This window comes from Bartonella sp. TT121SHDZB (assembly GCF_042193415.1).
Lineage (GTDB): Bacteria > Pseudomonadota > Alphaproteobacteria > Rhizobiales > Rhizobiaceae > Bartonella.
Genome location: NZ_JBHILR010000003.1, coordinates 46,778 through 65,267, shown reverse-complemented (window position 1 = coordinate 65,267; position 18,490 = coordinate 46,778). Strand labels below are relative to the sequence as shown.

At 33.6% G+C, this 18,490-nt stretch carries 17 protein-coding genes; 8 read left to right on the top strand and 9 right to left on the bottom strand.

The genetic code is table 11. The features are described 5' to 3' along the window. Positions 1–70: 70 nt before the first annotated feature. The 4 genes from metG to ACFIKI_RS02710 all read left to right on the top strand — a co-directional run bounded on the left by metG (position 71) and on the right by ACFIKI_RS02710 (position 3,683). Entirely contained in the window at positions 71–1,630 is a 1,560-nt protein-coding gene (gene metG, locus ACFIKI_RS02725; RefSeq protein ID WP_375665570.1) for a methionine--tRNA ligase, read from the top strand. Then, positions 1,620–2,393 (top strand): TatD family hydrolase, encoded by a 774-nt coding sequence (locus ACFIKI_RS02720; protein WP_375665569.1) that lies wholly within the window; start codon positions 1,620–1,622, stop codon positions 2,391–2,393. The genes metG and ACFIKI_RS02720 overlap by 11 nt, the downstream gene beginning before the upstream one ends. A 10-nt stretch (positions 2,394–2,403) precedes the next feature. Continuing rightward, entirely contained in the window at positions 2,404–3,213 is an 810-nt protein-coding gene (locus tag ACFIKI_RS02715) for an MBL fold metallo-hydrolase (protein ID WP_375665568.1), read from the top strand. Positions 3,214–3,323: 110 nt separating this feature from the next. Beyond that, positions 3,324–3,683: a hypothetical protein gene (locus ACFIKI_RS02710; RefSeq protein ID WP_375665567.1), complete on the top strand. Its 360-nt coding sequence runs from the start codon at positions 3,324–3,326 to the stop codon at positions 3,681–3,683. 305 nt (positions 3,684–3,988) lie between these two features. On the opposite strand, the gene ACFIKI_RS02705 is transcribed toward ACFIKI_RS02710, so the two are convergent. The 3 genes from ACFIKI_RS02705 to pcsA are packed head-to-tail and all read right to left on the bottom strand — an operon-like array spanning position 3,989 to position 6,284. Beyond that, positions 3,989–4,402 (bottom strand): DUF6163 family protein, encoded by a 414-nt coding sequence (locus ACFIKI_RS02705; protein WP_375665566.1) that lies wholly within the window; start codon positions 4,400–4,402, stop codon positions 3,989–3,991. Then, on the bottom strand, positions 4,399–5,445 hold the full coding sequence (locus ACFIKI_RS02700; RefSeq protein ID WP_375665565.1) for an enoyl-CoA hydratase/isomerase family protein: 1,047 nt from the start codon (positions 5,443–5,445) through the stop codon (positions 4,399–4,401). The genes ACFIKI_RS02705 and ACFIKI_RS02700 overlap by 4 nt, the downstream gene beginning before the upstream one ends. 26 nt (positions 5,446–5,471) lie before the next feature. Beyond that, complete coding sequence (pcsA, locus tag ACFIKI_RS02695; RefSeq protein WP_375623213.1) at positions 5,472–6,284, bottom strand: phosphatidylcholine synthase; 813 nt, start codon at positions 6,282–6,284, stop codon at positions 5,472–5,474. 182 nt (positions 6,285–6,466) lie between these two features. On the opposite strand from pcsA, the gene ACFIKI_RS02690 reads away from it, so the two are divergent. The 4 genes from ACFIKI_RS02690 (at position 6,467) to sodC (ending at position 10,336) form a co-directional block, all read left to right on the top strand. Then, entirely contained in the window at positions 6,467–7,693 is a 1,227-nt protein-coding gene (locus ACFIKI_RS02690; RefSeq protein WP_375665564.1) for a UbiH/UbiF family hydroxylase, read from the top strand. A 1,035-nt stretch (positions 7,694–8,728) separates the two neighbouring features. After that, positions 8,729–9,073, top strand: a complete 345-nt coding sequence (locus ACFIKI_RS02685) for a hypothetical protein (RefSeq protein WP_375665563.1) — start codon at positions 8,729–8,731, stop codon at positions 9,071–9,073. Beyond that, on the top strand, positions 9,051–9,407 hold the full coding sequence (locus tag ACFIKI_RS02680; protein ID WP_375623219.1) for a hypothetical protein: 357 nt from the start codon (positions 9,051–9,053) through the stop codon (positions 9,405–9,407). Before ACFIKI_RS02685 ends, ACFIKI_RS02680 begins: the two co-directional genes overlap by 23 nt. Positions 9,408–9,811: 404 nt before the next feature. Continuing rightward, a complete protein-coding gene (gene sodC, locus ACFIKI_RS02675) occupies positions 9,812–10,336 on the top strand; it encodes a superoxide dismutase [Cu-Zn] SodC (RefSeq protein WP_375665562.1) in 525 nt (174 codons plus the stop codon). Between the two features lie 709 nt (positions 10,337–11,045). Here sodC and ACFIKI_RS02670 read toward each other — a convergent pair. The 6 genes from ACFIKI_RS02670 to ACFIKI_RS02645 all read right to left on the bottom strand — a co-directional run bounded on the left by ACFIKI_RS02670 (position 11,046) and on the right by ACFIKI_RS02645 (position 18,490). Further along, complete coding sequence (locus ACFIKI_RS02670) at positions 11,046–11,204, bottom strand: hypothetical protein (RefSeq protein WP_375665561.1); 159 nt, start codon at positions 11,202–11,204, stop codon at positions 11,046–11,048. Between the two features lie 183 nt (positions 11,205–11,387). Beyond that, entirely contained in the window at positions 11,388–11,918 is a 531-nt protein-coding gene (locus tag ACFIKI_RS02665) for a hypothetical protein (protein WP_375665560.1), read from the bottom strand. 435 nt (positions 11,919–12,353) lie between these two features. Continuing rightward, a complete protein-coding gene (locus tag ACFIKI_RS02660) occupies positions 12,354–15,104 on the bottom strand; it encodes a DEAD/DEAH box helicase (RefSeq protein ID WP_375623227.1) in 2,751 nt (916 codons plus the stop codon). 22 nt (positions 15,105–15,126) lie between these two features. Next, positions 15,127–16,767, bottom strand: coding sequence for a site-specific DNA-methyltransferase (locus ACFIKI_RS02655; protein WP_375665559.1), 1,641 nt, complete (start codon positions 16,765–16,767; stop codon positions 15,127–15,129). Positions 16,768–16,851: 84 nt separating this feature from the next. Continuing rightward, positions 16,852–17,253, bottom strand: coding sequence for an SUF system Fe-S cluster assembly protein (locus ACFIKI_RS02650; RefSeq protein WP_375623233.1), 402 nt, complete (start codon positions 17,251–17,253; stop codon positions 16,852–16,854). Further along, entirely contained in the window at positions 17,246–18,490 is a 1,245-nt protein-coding gene (locus tag ACFIKI_RS02645; RefSeq protein ID WP_375623235.1) for a cysteine desulfurase, read from the bottom strand. The genes ACFIKI_RS02650 and ACFIKI_RS02645 overlap by 8 nt, the downstream gene beginning before the upstream one ends.

Below are 18,490 nucleotides of genomic sequence, written 5' to 3'. Positions count from 1 at the left end.
CGTGACAATGTGATGAACAGACGTTATGTCATTGTATCTTTTATTTATGGCGTTTTACAATGAGTATGACATGCATGACACATATTACATAACAACTCCTATTTTTTATCCTAATGGTGCTCCACATATTGGGCATGCCTATAGTGCCATTGCAAGTGATGTTTTAGCCCGCTTTCAACGATTAAACGGAAAAAATGTATTTTTTCTTTCTGGTACAGATGAACATGGTCTAAAGATGCAACAAACGGCAGCAGCATTGGGCATGACACCTCAGCAACTTGCAGATCGTAATAGTGCTGTGTTTCAAAAAATGCTTGCAGTATTAAATTGTTCTAACGATGATTTTATCCGTACGACAGAAGAGCGCCATTATCAAGCTTGTCAAGAAATTTGGAAAAAGATGGAGACAAATGGCGATATTTATCTCGACCGTTATACGGGTTGGTATTCGGTTCGCCAAGAAGCGTATTATGAAGAGAAAGATACAGAAGTTGGAGCAGACAACATCCGTCGCGAGAAGGAATTAGGCTCTCCAGTTGAATGGAATGAAGAAGAAAGTTATTTTTTTAGACTTTCTCGTTATGAAAAGGCTCTTCTTGAATATTATGAAAAATATCCTGATTTTATTTTGCCACTTGAGCGGCGTAATGAAATTATAAGTTTTATCAAATCGGGATTAAAAGATATCTCTATTTCACGCACAAGTTTTAATTGGGGCATTGCTGTTCCCGATAATCCAAAGCACGTAATGTATGTCTGGGTTGATGCGCTTACGAATTATTTATCAGCAATTGGTTTTTTCAATGAAAATTCAACAAAACGTGATTTTTGGCCTGCTAATACGCATATTATTGGTAAGGATATTATTCGTTTTCATGCAGTCTATTGGCCGGCATTTTTAATGTCTGCTGGGATTGACTTGCCTCAGAATATTTTTGCCCATGGTTTTTTACTTAATCGTGGTGCAAAAATGTCAAAATCTGTTGGAAATGTCGTTGATCCTTTTGAAATGGTTGATCATTATGGTCTTGATCAGGTCCGTTATTTTCTTCTCCGTGAAGTACCATTTGGACAAGATGGTAGTTATAGCCATGAAAGTCTTGTGAACCGTATTAATGCTGATCTTGCTAATGATCTTGGTAATTTAGCACAGCGCTCTTTATCTATGATTGCCAAAAATTGTGATGCAAAAGTTCCGCTACCAGCTTCATTTTTAGTTCAAGATAAACAGCTTTTAGAACAATCTCTTCAAGTGCTTGAAACTATACATCAAGCAATGTCTTCTTATAGTATGCATTTAGCACTTTCAGCTATTTTTTCAATTGTAGCAGATGCCAATCGCTATTTTGCCAATGAACAACCTTGGAGTTTACGTAAGAATGATCCAGAGCGATTTTCTACAGTTCTTTATATAACTGTAGAAATCTTGCGGCGAATAGGAATAATGCTTTTGCCTTTCATACCCCAATCAGCAGCAAAACTTCTTGATAGCCTTGCGATTGCTGAAGATGATCGGTTGTTGTATCATATAAGCCATTCAAAAATTCAAGAAGGACTTGATCTTCCACCACCAGAACCGATTTTTCCTCGTTATATCTTGAAGAAAGAAGATACTCATCATGTTGATTGATACGCATTGTCATCTTGATTTTGAAGATTTTTCACAGGATTTAGATAATGTTATCCAGCGAGCTTTAGATGCTGACGTTAAACGTATGATAACAATTTCAACCCATGTTCATAAATTAGATAAGCTGTTAGCCATTGCGCAAAATTATGATCAAGTCTTTTGTTCTGTTGGTACACACCCCAATCATGCGCATGAAGAGCAAAATATTACAGCCAAAGAGCTTATACAGCTTTCGAGTCACCCTAAAATTGTTGCATTTGGGGAGGGGGGACTTGATTATCATTATGATTATTCTACACCAGAAGAGCAAAAGAAAATTTTTCAAGAACATATCATTGCTGCTCGAGAAACACAGATTCCTCTTGTTATCCATTCACGCAATGCAGATGATGATATGGAGAAAATATTACGTGAACAGATAAAAGAAGGAGCTTTTCCCTTTATCCTTCATTGTTATTCGTCTGGAATGCAACTTGCTCGTGCAGGAATTGAACTTGGTGGTTATATTTCTTTTTCAGGTATTCTTACTTTTAAAAACGCACTTGAAATCCGTGAAATAGCAAAAATTGTACCCCATGAGCATTTGTTAGTGGAAACAGATGCTCCATTCTTAGCACCTAGTCCCCATCGGGGCAAAACAAATGAACCATCTTTTGTATGCTATACGGCAGCTGTTTTGGCTGAAATAATTGGCTTAAGTATTGAAGAAACAGCCCAAATAACAACCCGTAACGCTTTTCGTTTATTTAGTAAAATGAAATAAGGCAAAAGATATGTGTGATCAGTACCGATTTACAATATTAGGCTGTGGTCCCTCTCCAGGAGTGCCCCGCCCCAATGGTGATTGGGGAACATGTGATCCGAATAACCCTAAAAATAAACGCTACAGAAGTTCTTTATTAGTTGAACGTATTAAACCATCAGGAGACAAAACAACGATCGTTATTGATACGGGTCCAGATTTTCGCTCACAAATGATCGATGCGCATGTGAACCATCTTGATGCTGCTCTTTACACGCATTCTCATGCTGACCATATCCACGGTATTGATGATTTACGCAGCTATGCACTTGCACAAAAATGTTTAATAGATATCTATGCCGACAGATTTACACTAGAACATCTCAAAAACGCTTTCGGATATTGTTTTCAAACACCAAAAGATTCATCTTATTCTCCCATTTTAAAAGAGCATCTTATCAATGAAGATAGCCAATTTATTATTCAAGGGCAGGGTGGAGCAATAAGCATCAATACACATTTACAACACCACGGAAACATTCATTCCTTAGGTTTTCGGATTGGGAATGTTGCCTATTGTACAGATGTTAGTGAATTTCCTGAACAAACATTATCCAAACTAATGGATTTAGATGTTCTTATCATTGAAGCTCTTCAATTTAAACCTCATCCGAGTCATTTTTCTGTTGATCAAGCATTACAATGGATAGAATATTTAAAGCCAAAACAAGCGATACTCACACATATGGATAGATCGCTGGATTACAATGCGGTCGTAAATTACGTCCCATCCTATGTAAAACCTGCATATCAAGGTCTTACTTTTGAAACAAACGCATAAATCCATTAACGCAATATTTTGTGTTAAATAAAGCCTTTTTAAAATTCGCCTTTATTTTGTTTTATTTTTGACATAAATATTACTTTTTTTATGTTTAAAATGAGGTTTTTATGTATAAGAATTTTAAGCGGGGTGTATGTATTGTTGTTTTAGCGATTTCCTTGACAGCATGTGGGGGGCGTTTAGAAAAAAATATTGCAACGACAACATTACATGATGGATCAATGAGTTGCACCGATATTCAACGGGAGTTTTTTGCTAATAAACGTCAGATTAATGATACAATTGCAGAGCGTTCTAAAGCAAGAAATAAAAACGTGGCTTTAGCAGCGGCAAGTGTTGTATTTGTACCTGCTTTGTTTTTTATGGATACTAAATCCAGTGAAAGTAATGAAATTTCGGCTTTAAACAATCGTAATGCTGTTTTGAGTGATCTTGCACGTATGAAACGTTGTAAAATTATGCAATAATTTTCCTTATTTTATTATACGTAATTTCGTTATCACTATTTTTGGTCTTTAAGGAATATTCCTTAAAGACCAAATTTTATTTTAAAAGCAAATTGTATCATATAAATATTATGATGATGTTTTAAAGTAGGGTTTTCTTTTGGATAAAGGATTTATCTTCTGCATCATATTATCGCATAATATATATTATGGAACTTTTTAGAAAGAGTAGAAGTTTGGCAATTGAAGTGAATATCTTTTACTTATTACTTAAAAAACTTTTTGATGACTTTTTAAGATTGAAAAATCTTTTTCAAAAATTTTAATCATAATGGTTTTTTATTTTTTACTCTTTTAAAAAAAATCATCATAATTTGTAAGATAATAAAAGCTAAAAATAATATTCCATGAAATAATGGTACAAAAGACTGATAAATAAAATCGGAATAATATATTGCTATTGTTTCAATCAATGCGGCAACACACCATAAAAGAATGCCCCATAGTGAATACATCCAAAGACCAATTAAAGCAATAGGATAGAGAATAGCCAATATAGCTGATGCAAATTGCCACTGCCAAGGCATAAGGTCAAAACGCCATAAAATACCTGGAAAGACCCCCACAAGGCGTATCCAATAAAAAATACCTAGGACTAAGCAAATAAGTGCCAAAAACCGTAAGTAACAGTTATAGATTAAATTGATTTTTGAAATCTGTTTGTGTGAATTATTTTTCACAATAATAACTCTTGTTCAACAGGTTGGAAGTAAGAATCTACCATTTCATCTGTCACATTTGAAAGCTTATCTGGCAGCCATTGAGGTCTTTTATCTTTATCGATTAACATAGCACGTATACCTTCATAAAAATCATGTGAATGAATCATATGATGCGCTATGCGGTTTTCAATTTTCATACAATTTTCCAACGTTTGAGATGAATTTTGTTTCATTTGTTTCCAGATAACTTTTAAACTTGTCGGAGAACGTGACTGCAAAATATCATAACATTCTTTAGCAAATAAAACATCTTCATTGCTTTTTTTATGTAGCAACTCAAGACATTCTTCTAAGCTGTGGGCACTAAAACAACTGTTAATAATATAACGTATTTCATGACTCGTTTCATAGTCTTTTGTAATTGCTTGCTCGTTTAAAGCTAAAGTGGGGTCTCCTTGCTCAATAACAGCTTTTCTAATCATATCGAATTCAATTTCAGGAACGGCATGTGTTGCTAATCCTAAATTTAAACAATCTCCCCACTTTATGCGTGCGCCCGTTAATGCAAGATAGATGCCAAAATGATTGGGAAGAGATGGTAAGAAAAAACTTGCACCTACATCTGGGAAAAAGCCAATCGCACCTTCTGGCATAGCAAAAACTGTATTTTCTGTAACAATTCGATGCGAACCATAGAGAGAAATACCTACCCCTCCTCCCATCCAAATACCGTTTAAGAAAGAAATGTAGGGCTTTGAAAAATGTTTGATATAAGCATTCAAGCTATATTCCTCCCTAAAGTATTGACAAGCAGAGGCACTTTTCCCCATATGATAGATTTCTACAACATCTCCACCAGCACAAAAAGCACGTCCCTCCCCTTCAATTAAGACACAAGAAACATTATCATCTGTTTCCCATGTTCTGAGAGCTTTTTTTAAAGCTGAAACCATTCGTTGATTAAGAGCGTTTAATGCTGAAGGACGCGTGAGCTTTATAATACCAGCACATCCTTCTTTCGTAAAAGAAATATCATCACCTGCTCCAAAGTCAATTTGCATCTTACACCCTTTTAAAAACAACTATTTTATTGTTTTTTAATATTTTTTGCCCCAAGTTGAGGAAATATTTGCATGATTGCGCCAATACAATATATATAAATTCCTGTTACCGAGATTCCTATTTTAACCCAATCTGGAGCTTCTAGTTGATAAAAGAAGGCAGAAACACCAAAAACACACCATAAGAGAAAAATGGGAAAATTAACTCTACGTAAACGAAGAACTCTTACTGGATGGATAAAATAAATTGGTAAAAAAGATATAATCGCCGATAAAACAATAATGATAAAAGTAATCCACTCTCCTGGTCTGACGACAAAAAGCGTAAAAACCATCATATTCCAAACAACAGGAAATCCTTTAAAAAAGTTTTCTTTGGTTTTCATACTAGTATCTGCATAATAAATAGCAGATGAAATAACAATAATTGCACTCAATGAAAATGATAACCCTACCCCCATGAAACCACTTTGATAGAGTGCAAAGGCAGGAATTAAGACATAAGTCACGTAATCAATAATATTATCTAACAGCTCTCCAGACCATGTTGGAAGAACGTATTTAACATCAAGTTTGCGTGCAATTGGTCCATCTATACCATCAACGAGAAGGGCAAGCCCAAGCCAACAGAACATAGCTGTCCATTCTTTTTGAGAGGCTGATATAAGAGAAAGAAACGCTAAAAATGATCCCGAAGCTGTTAGTAAATGAACGGAAAAGGCCTTTGCTTGTGGCATTGTTACTTTTTTATGGCGTAATAATTTAGCATTTGTTTTGATTTTCTTTGTTAGTTTACGTTTCAAGGTTTTCTTATCCTCATTTTTAAAGTCTTCATCCATCTATTAATACGCCATTTTTTACCGATGATATGATCCGGCATAAAAAATCATAAAAAGGTTACTTTTTTATATCGCATAATTTATTACATACTATAATAATAGAAGAGCTTCATATAATAAAAAGAGAGTGATCATTTGGAAATATTAAAATATTTTATCAATGGAGAAAGGTTCAAACAGTTGTGATCTTTGAAAAGAACGAGCATAAAGATATTGCTGTTATTGGTGCAGGTCCTGTCGGAATGTTAGCTGCGCTGAATCTTGCACATGAGGGGCTTTCTGTTTTTCTTGTTGGGCCCCCTGCTCATACAGATGAGTTACGAACAACTGCTCTTATGATGCCTGCAATACGCATGCTTCAAAAACTCAATATTTGGGATAATCTTCAAAAACATGCAGCTGCTTTATCGTCCATGAGAATTATAGATGTAACTTCTAGAATTGTGCATGCTCCTACGGTATATTTTTCTTCTGCTGAAATTGGTGAAAAAGCTTTTGGCTATAATATACCTAACGTAAAATTAAACAGTGCTTTAGTCGATGCTGTTACACATACGCCTAATATTACAAGATTTGTTTCTGCAGCCAAATCTGTTCATCATACAAAAAACCATGTATGTATTACTCTTGCTGATTGTAGAGTCATTCAAGCACCACTTGTTGTTGCAGCTGATGGACGTCACTCTCTTACACGTGCCGCAGCAGGAATAAGTGTCAAACAGTGGAATTATCCACAAAAAGCACTTGTTCTCAACTTTTCTCATGAGTTTTCTCATCAAAATACATCAACTGAATTTCATACAGAACACGGTCCATTTACACAGGTTCCACTACCAGGACGAAGATCTAGTCTTGTATGGGTTGTTCATCCTTCCCGTGCTGAAGAATTATTGAATATAGAACCAAAAAAAATTGCAAAAATGATTGAAAATAAAATGCAATCAATGCTTGGAAAGCTAAGCTTAGAAACATCAATTCAAGCATGGCCGCTTTTCGGACTTCTTTCTCATCATTTTGCTGCTAACCGAACAATTTTAGTCGGTGAAGCCGCTCATGTTTTTCCCCCTATTGGAGCACAGGGATTGAATTTAGGATTCCGTGATGTCCAAACTTTAATTGATATTTTACCCAATAAAATATCCAATTCTAACTCTGAAATGATTGTTGCACATTATAACAAATGCCGCAAACCAGATATATTAATCCGAAGTGGAGCTGTTCATACACTGAACTCTGCTCTACTTTCTCATATGTTGCCTGTTCATATCATACGAAGCATTGGGCTTGGTTTGTTACATAGTTTCCCGCCATTACGTAATTTATTTATGCGCGAAGGAATGTATCCCGGTTATGGATTCAAGGAAATTATGCAAATATTTCCAACAAAATCATCTAAACAACTCTACTAAGCAATAATGGACAATAACGTAAAGTAAATAATAATAAGTGTATAAGTTATCAATAAGCAAAGAAATAATTATTTTGAATAATGCGTTTTGAAAGTAAATTTATTCAGTAAAAATACAATACTCTACCATACATTTTCTGATATAAATATTTAAGAATGTTTTAGAATTTGATCTTATGCATAACAAAAAGGAATTGTTTAGTTTTTTAATAATTAATATAATTCAGAGTATCTTTAACATTTTTTGTAAAAAATTATACTAGACTGTTCATTCTATTAATTTATGTGCTTGTTTTAAAGTAAGATCTGGAACCTAAACCCGTTTCACAATAACATTCTGTTAGTGGTATAAACGGAAAGCTATTAAGCACTATCATTTTTACGCTTATGAAGAAACAAGCTGGCGCCATTATTATATTTATCATCCTTTAATATTTAGACACCCCTTATATTGGGGAGTCTTTCTAAGAGGCATTATTTATTCCTTTTATCATACACCAGCTCCTTTTATGATGTACGAATGATTTTAATTAATTTAAAATAAACAGATTTGAAATAAAAGAATTATACGATATTTTGGATGCTTATTTAATATATAAAACAATGAGGAACCATTATAAATCTATGTGTTATCAATGAGAAAAATAAACGGTATAATCAGTTCTATGGTTTTATATTGCATATTGAATCATATCTATTACTGATGTTAAGAATATTTTGTTATTTATAATAAGAATATCTATAATTAATATTACTATAAATCATTTTTTATTAAAAACTATTATATATATTTAGTATATTGATATGAGATAAGATAAAAATGAATTATAGATTCAAGCTTAAATTGTAAAGATATCTTGCCAATCACATCTGTTAAATTTTTTACTATAAATCAAATAATAAAAAACAGTTTTATTTAATCAATAGATTTTAAAAGATTTTTATTATTAAGTATAATATTAAAAATAAAATCATCTTGGGAACCTGTTGGTAACACAGAGGTTAATGAAGTGTTGTTTTAACAAATGGTAACAAGATGACACTCAATAAATTTTTGAAATTAAGTACTTTTTTTATAATGATTGTATGTGTCTCGCTGATAATCAGTACTTCAATAAGTGAAGTTTTTCACCTTCCTTATTGTCAAACTTTTACCTATAGCTCTACTCAAAATGTCACTAAAATAGGTCAGAACTCATTTACTGCTTCACAAGTTAAAAATTGTCTTATGCAAAATGGTTTTGAGAATATTAAACGATTGCGTTTAGATGACAATGGCATTTGGCGTGCTTTAGTAAAATTAAAAAAGTCCCATTTTTTCGTATCCCTTGACTATTCAGGAACAGTTAGCATTCAAAATGAAGGAGAAAAATATGATTGATTTTAAAATTTACAGCAACATTTCTTTTTATAACTGTAAGAAAAAAAATTTAAAAAAGTGTTGCCATTCTATTAAAGAATTTGCTTTCATTGGCGGTTTAAATGGGAGCATATCAGGAGCTATCGCGGCAACTCTTGCAGCTTATGGTTATATTGCTCTTCCAGGATTTGGTCCAGTTATCGCAATGGGGATAGGAGTAGCCCTTTCTACCGGAATAATAATAGGAGCACTGATAGGATCAGGAATGGGAGGGAGTGTCGGTATATGCTGTATTTTATGGGAAATTTATATGAATCATAATAATTCTTTCTCTTATAAATTTCATAATGAATAGAAATTCTCGTCATTTTTTCTATGAAAACATTTAAATCATCAACAAATTATATGTTCTTTTTTGATGAAGCGATTATCATAGTATAAATGAAATAACATCTAACTTATTAAAACTATTTACTTAATTCTTTATTAAACATCAAAAAAGTAGCTTTTTAAAGCATCTCTTGAAGAAATGTAAGCGAGATATAATTATCAGTCTATGGAAGCTATATTTTTTATAGATCAAAAAATGAAAATTATGTTCAGAAATATATATAAACATACTTTAAATTATTTGCTCTTTCTAAAAACTAATATTTCTATTTAAATTATTTTTCTTAAAGTTTAATTTAAGACATATTATATAAATATATTATTAATTATATATAATAATATATTTAAAGATAAGTATAAAGGTATTTTATGAAAAAAATATTATTATCATTATTATTTTTTATGGCATTTTTAATTCATAAAAATTCTGCATTAGCACTATCAACACAAGTAAATATTTATAAATTAGAAGACAACAATTTCAAAAAGGCTATTGGTAGCATTAAAATTGAAGAAACCACATACGGTTTGATTTTCATCCCTAATTTATCTAATTTATCAGAAGGGATGCATGGTTTTCATGTACATGTAAATCCTTCATGTGATACAAAAGATGGCATAATTGGTGGAAGCGCAGGTGGACATTATGATCCGGAACATACCGGAAAACATTTAGGACCTTATAATGTCAATGGTCATCTTGGTGATTTACCAGCACTTTATGTTGATAAGCAGGGATATGCCATAATGAGCGTTCTTGCTCCACGATTAAAAAAAATCTCTGAAATTAAAGGGCGCTCTTTAGTCATTCATTTAGGAGCTGATAATCAATCAGATAAACCATTACCGCTTGGCGGAGGGGGGGCACGTTTGGCGTGCGGTATTATTGAATAATAAATAGAATATTGTGGTAAACTATGACAATATACACTCCCTTGATCACAAGATATGATAGAAATTTATTTTTAAAATCTATTTCAAGAAATTAAATAAACTATGTGAACATTTTATAGAATTGATGTTTTTTTTGAATATTTTAACAAAGAACTAACAATAATCAGAACGAACAGCAGTCGAAAATGAGGAAATAGTAGAATAAATTCTTTGTAAAAAACTTCAATGTAAGGAAGCGATATTTTCAATGATTAATGTTAAACAAGAAACAACAAAGTTTAAATTTACTCTCTATAATACAAAATGTGTAATAAACTATAACCATTAAATCTAGTATCTAATAGGATAACATCTCTCGCACAAAATAAAAAGCCCCAAACAGGGAATTTTCATGCTCCCCTTCTCCCTCCTCTCGTGAGAGTGCACACAAATAATTTTGATTGATTCAACATCAATATAAGATGGTTTAATTCAAAATGATTTAATGCTACGATATTCAAACTTCTCATTAAGTAAAAAGACTAATTATCATTATAAATCAATATATTAACTAAATATAATCATCAAATAAAACAGTGAGAGTAAATTTTTATCACTCTGAGAAAGGGCTTTTAAACAATAGAGTCTTTAAAAAAAGACCCCTCATGGGCACATATGATCCCAATCCAATGGACGCATCTCGCCAGTTTGATAAAATTGACGAATGAGCTTAAATATAATCAAGAAAATCTTTGTTTTCCTCCACTAATCTATTAGCAATATCCCAATCAATATCACTACGTTCTTTAGCTGGAATTATGATCTCACTCTCAGAAGAGTTTTCCTTATCAAGCCTTATAAATCCAATTCCATGCGAACTTGAAAGCATCCGGAGCTCTTTATGTATCAACACCTTCAAATTTCACTAGCGACTAAATAACTCAAATTAGCCCATGAAGAATTGCTTACTGTTTGAAAAAATGCTTTTCGTAAATTGGAACGATTGATGAGAATTTTTACTTCAAAAGACCAAAGCTTTGTCTTTTTATCAAAATATTGCAAAACACAGTCTTTATAATTTCACGATTCCTTCCTTGCTTAAATCTTGCACCCCTACGAGATCTGGATAAAGCCATTTATTTCCACCCGCTCCATATTTATTACGAGAACATTTCTCATTAATGCGTTTGCTGTAAACAGCAAGCTCTGACCATAAAAATTTAGATAATAATGGATAAAGATCATGCTCTTTAACAGAGCCATCTTCTACCCTACTATTTACATTGTCTTCTACTGCATCAATTTCAGCACTATCTGTTTGTTTTGTAAAATAATACTGTCGCGGTCGCCCTTCAGTGGTTTTAATTTCTGGATAACGCTTTTGTAATTGAGGGCGCTGCAATCCTATTTCAGCAACAATTTGCTGAATAAGAGCTGCATCACTATTAAGGGGAGTAATTATTGCCGTTGAATGCTTTTGTTTTTGACAACATTTTTCTGGGTAATTTTCAAATATCCATTGAGCAATTTCTCGAGCTGTAAATTTTTTTGTCGGGTTTTTCTTTAAAAAATTAAAAACAGTGTTTGTTAAATTCAAAGTCATATGAAAAAATCCCCCCTTTCATCCTCTGGATATTTCATTATATTCATGATTTTTAAATGAAAGAACAATAAACTATTTAAGTTTTTTAAAAAAAGCATATTTATAAAATTACCCAATAAAATTAAAATATTTTTTTGAAGTTGTGACTATAAACTCAAAGAACTTTTCACATAAGGAAAGTAAGATTGTACTTTTATAAAAAATTGGAAATGTGCTACAAATCCCTATAAAAAAGTATAATCTTGTGTAACTTTTCTATACATTTTTCCTTTTATTTTAATGTCGTTAGAAAAAATAATAATTTTTTGATTTAAGAATTAGCTCATATTCTTAAATTAATGGTGCAACAGGGAACAAAATTAAAAATAATATTCAAACATTTGATTGTTTCTCACAGGCCAGTTAAAAAACTTATGTGTTTTTTTAAGCAAAAAGTTAAGAGCTCTCAAGTATAGATTCTGAAATGGTAAACTCTGCACACAAACCTTCAAAACTACTATTTGCTTTAATAGCATCATGGGGAATAAGAACATAATACCATTTTTTACCGCCATAAACCGCCGCATAGCGCGTTGCATGACAACACCATTGAACTGCAGCTTCTCTCTTTTTTAAAACAATAGGATTTTTCATTTCAGAGGCTTTTTTAGGCTCACAAAGATATTTAGCATCCTTCGTTTCTACAACAAAATCAGGTTCATAGGCTGATCCTTTATCATATTCTAACTTGAAAAAACCTCGAGCGGGTTTCATCCATTTCAATACTTGTGCATCATCCTCTAATATTTGAGCAAATCGTAATTCCCCTTCTACTGAATCAAACTTTTGCAAAGGATAACAGCATTTTCTAAAGCCGCTGAATACAAGTTTTTTAATATCGCTTTTAATGGTAGGAATATTACGAAAATCAAGAGGAGATGTTCCTTGCGGTAAAACATAATGGATAGGTGTTAAAGTTGTAAAACCTCGTGTAACTTTAATCTCATAATCTTTTTGTGTTTCCCATTGATGTTCTCTTAATTGCGCAACAATAAAAGTATTAATCTTATGCTGATAGTGAATTAATACGTTCTCAACAGCTACATCATTGGGTAAATAAGATCGGAAATGCTCTACCATCTGACAAGCCAATTTTCGTAATAATGGCGTATGGCTCTCATAATCGATAAAATCATTATCAATTAAACCACGAATGATGTAATTTTCAAGATGAGGCTCTTTAATATATTTATCCTTAGAAGTGAGAAAAATGCTTTTATGGGTACGCAATTCTCGAATTAAAAGTTCTTTACTAACAGGTTGCAAATTTAAACTTTCTAGATTTTCCAAATCAAAATCAGAAAAACCATAAGTAACCTCACGCGAAGGTATGAGTACAATATTGGGAATATCTATGATCAGTTCTGGTAATTGTTTTGTCAGATTTGTAACCACTTTTGACACAAGAGACTTTTGTGATGAATGCGTAATGTTCATGATTTTATTGCTAATTTTTTCTTGTATCGATGCAGAACAAAGCATTTGAGAACTCGGTAAATTATCATTCTCTTTAATAATATCCCACGCAATAGCAGCAATTTCTTGTTCTTCAGACGTTAATGTGGGTGAATCCGTATTACATAACATAACACCGTGTAAATCAGATGTTCCATTTATATCGGAATGACGTGTTACTATCGTTTTTATAAATAAAGCTTCTGCTCGACTTGGAACTGTCACTATATCCGACTTTTCAGAGGATATATCACCCCCTGTTCCAATCTCAATATGCTTTTTTATAATTGAATTTGGATCGTTCGCACGATCAATAATATCTTGAAAACGATCATGCGCAATGATTGTTAAACGATCAATAGATTCTATGCCTGTTCTATGCCCATAAGGCAAACGTAATCCACGCCCAATTGTTTGTTCTGTTAAAATTTCTGAAGCCGATGCACGCAACGGTACAATAGTATAAAGATTGCTAACATCCCATCCTTCCTTTAATTTATTAACGTGAATAACAATTTCTGTTGGCTCATGAGGATTCTCAATCACAATGAGTTTTTGAATATTTTGATCTTCCTCTATATTTGACTGTTTTGTATGAATCTCTATAACTTTTCCCTTATAAGCTCCTGCAAAAAAATCATCTGATTCCAATAAATCACGCAATTTCTGTGCATGATTTGTATCTTGAGCGACAACTAAAATAAAAGGCTTAACAAACTTTTTGTTATAATCTTTGGCATAGGCAATTAAATCTGCTTTCACGTTTTCATGAGCATGAATTGCATCTTGTAATTTAATATGTTCTAATTGTTCAGATGTATAATTTTGAGGCTGAAAGTCTTTACGTGTAGCAACAGCAGGCTCTTTTACAAAACCATCTCTCATAGCCTCTGCAAGTGAATAACTGTAAACAACATTTTTAAAATCTACAGGTTTTGCACCTATTGTTTTCGGTGTCGCTGTAAGCTCTATTCCTAAAACAGGTTTTAACTCATTAATTGCTGCCGCACCAGCAGAAGCTCGATAACGATGTGCTTCATCCATCAACAAAACTAAATCAGGAAGATTTGCGAGATAATCAAAATAACTTTCACCAATCGTTTCTTGTAAGCGTTTAATTCGCGGAATACTAGATTTTAGTGCGCCTTTTTTATTATCCGTTGTATTAATTTTAGAAATATTAAAAATATTGATAAAGGCCGTATCCCGATTTTCAAACAAACGTTTTTGTCCGTGAAAGTGGTGTTCATCAGCGCGAATACCTTTACCACTTTCATAATCTTCACCTGTAATAATAATGGGTCTATTTGCAATGAATTCACTTATTCCACTGAAAACATACTTCGGACTTTGAGGACTAAAATCCTGTTTTAATTTTTCATAAATAGTCAAGTTTGGAGCTAAAACAAAAAAATGTCGGCTACGACCTGTTAAATAAAGATAGCTAATAAAAGCTCCCATAAGTCGCGTTTTTCCAACTCCCGTTGCTAAGGCAAAACAAAAAGAGGGAAAGCTTCGTTCAAAATCTTGTACAGAAGGATAGAGACTTTTTATCATTTCTAATTCTGCAATTAAATCTGTATTTTTAGAAAGTTCTATATTTTCTAAAATTTTCACCAAAATATTTAATGATTCACGTTGAGGATCACGCAACGATAAGCGAGCTGAAATCCTTTTTGCAACAGTGTTCATGGGAAACTCCGCTTTTTATATATTATTCAAATAGATCTAACTCTTGTTGCGCAATGTCTTTATCTTTTTCGCTTTCTTTTACCACAATCATTGGTTCAAGATTGGCTACGTTTAAACTGTAATCATCCCTTCCCCATTCGCATTTTTCCAATACTGCACGGGGGATTTTTGTGAGTGTAAGATTCTCAAATGACGCTGTTTTTGTATCAAAGGCTGTACAACAAATCAGCAAAGTACGATGAGACCCCACCTCTTCGCTCATGATACGGAGTTGTTCATAGGTCATGGCGCTCGTTGTGACATAAATATAATCTGTTTCCGTTGAATATCCCTGCATCCAATAATGATTTTCATCCGGTGCATAGGTAAATCCCATATGTTTACACATGGCTTCTGAAAGCATCGCAGCATTATATTCGCGACGAATAATCCATTGTCCCCATGGATCTTTTTGCAACAGAGAAGGTGCAAGGCGATAATAACGAAACCCACCGCCACCTTGCCAATTTACACTTTTAGAAATTCCCCCTTGATCAGTTCCATCAATTACTTTTTTTAAACGAGGAATAATGTGCGTATGGCAATGTTCACCAAGTTCAATCATAATCCACTTGCGGCCCATTTTATGAGCAACAGCACCGGTCGTACCAGAACCAGCAAAAGAATCTAAAACAAGATCACCGGGATTAGTGGCAAGTTGAATGATGCGTTCCATTAAACGTTCCGGTTTAGGAGTTGTAAAGACACTACCAGAATTAAAAACTTTGACTTCTCTTTTGGCATCTTGGTTGTGTCCCACTTCTGTGTAGGGCCAAATCGTCACCGAAACCATACCATTTTTTACTTCTGATAAAAAACGCTTAATACGTGGCACTCCATTATTATCTGTTCCAAACCAAATACGATTATCTTCTACTAACTCAGCAAATTTTTTTTTACTAACACGCCAACTCGTTCCAGCAGGAGGCATCACCTTGCGTCCAGAAGGTGTGATGATTTCATAAATATCTTTAGGTGTTACTCGTTTCGCAGATAAATTATCTGATTGCCATAACCCACGCGGATCATTATCAGGATTTTTATAGCGCGCATCCATATCGCTTGAACGAGGAAGCAATTGAGGGCGCCAAATCGTTTTATCTTTAGCATAAACTATTATAAAATCATGATTATCAGAAAGCCATTTTGTATCATTTTGTGGAGCATATTTCTTTTGCCAAATAATATTGTTGATGAAATTTTGGCGACCAAAAATTTCATCCATCATCACTTTAAGATAGGCTTGTTCATCATCATCAATGGAAATCCAGATACTTCCATCTTCTGCCAGTAAACGATGTAACAATTCTAGCCTGTCTCTCATAAGACTGAGCCATATGGAATGCTCTAAACCATCTTCATAATGTTCAAAGGCATTGCCTGTATTATAAGGCGGATCGATATAGATACATTTTACCTTCCCCATATATTCTTGTTCAAGTGCTTTGAGTGCGAGCAAATTGTCACCAAAAATAAGTTTATTATCAAAAATGTCCTGAGATGATATTTGATGCGAAGCGTGATAAGATTTTTCAAGATCTTCTAATAAGATACGAGGCTCTAGTTTTGGGCGTTTCTCTTTTCCAATCCAGTTAAGTTCTAATTTTTGTTTATTATAACTCATGCCGATCGTCCTTAAATTTAAACGCTTGTGAAAAGTAAACAGCTTATTCATGAATGGCTAAATTAGAGTCTCTTAACAATATTTTTAGTACCATCCGACAGCAATTTGAGCTTCTTCTGACATACAATCAGGTGTCCATGGTGGATCAAAAGTCATAGTGACTTCAACATACGAAACCCCTTCAACTGCACTGACTGCATTTTCTACCCACCCCGGCATTTCACCAGCAACAGGGCATCCCGGTGCTGTAAGAGTCATTTCAATTTTTACTGAACGATCATCTTCAATATCAATACGATAAATCAGTCCTAGCTCATAAATATCAGCAGGAATCTCTGGGTCATAAACTGTTTTGAGAGCAGCAATAATATCATTCGTCATACGATCAATTTCATCTGCTGGAATTGCTGATATGTAAGATTTTTTATTTTCACTTACAGTTTCAACAGATTCTGGAGAATGACGCTCTTCAATTAATTCAGCCATTAAAAAATGTCCTTGTTTCTTGCAATGCTTCTACCAATTGATCTATATCTTCTTGAGTGTTATACATGGCTAACGATGCGCGGCAAATAGATGTTAGACCAAAGCGCTGTAATAAAGGCTGTGCACAATGGGTTCCCGCACGTATCGCAATCCCTTTTCTATCAATAAACATAGCGATATCATGAGCATGAATCCCTTCAATGGCAAATGATATAATAGCTCCTTTATTGGGAGAATGACCATAAATACGCAATGAATCAACTGTTTTAAGTTTTTCATGCGCATAAGCTAAAAGGGACATTTCATGAGCATGAATCTTACTCCGACCTTTCTCTTGTATATAATCAATAGCCGCAGCCAATCCAATAGCTTCAACAATAGGAGGAGTACCTGCTTCAAAACGATAAGGAGGAGCATTATAAAGAACCTTATCGGTTGTTACTTCCTCGATCATTTCCCCCCCCCCTTGAAAAGGACGCATTTCCTCTAATCTATGTTCCTTCCCATAAAGAACACCAATACCGGTAGGACCATACAGCTTATGACCTGTAAAGACATACCAATCACAATCGAGATCTTGCACATCAACAGTTAAATGTATTGCTCCTTGAGAGCCATCAACAAGAACAGGAATAGAATTTTGATGTGCTCGCTTAATAATTTCTTTAACAGGAGGCACCGTTCCTAATATATTGGACATATGCGTTATAGCAACAAGCCGTGTTTTTTCGCTTAAAGCCTTTTGGAAATCTTCAATATGCAGAACACCATTCTCATCAACAGGAACAAAAACAAGTTTAACACCTTTTTGTTCTCGGAGGAAATGCCAAGGAATAATATTTGAATGATGTTCCATAATCGTTAGAACAATCTCATCACCTTCTTTGAGTTTGGGCATAGCCCAACCATAAGCAACAGTATTAATAGCTTCCGTTGCATTTTTGGTAAAAACAATTTCCTCTGCTTTTTGAGCATTTAGAAAAACACGAACGGTTTTACGAGAATTTTCATAGGATTGTGTTGCCATATTGGCTAAAAAATACATTCCTCTATGCACATTAGCATAACTATAGTGATAATAATTATTCATTGCATTGAGTACTGATTGTGGCTTTTGGGCAGAAGCACCACTATCAAGATATGCTAATCGCTTTCCATAAACTTGATGGTGCAAAATAGGAAAATCACGCCGAATTTCTTCGACATTATAAGTCAATGTTTGTACGTTATTTTCCAT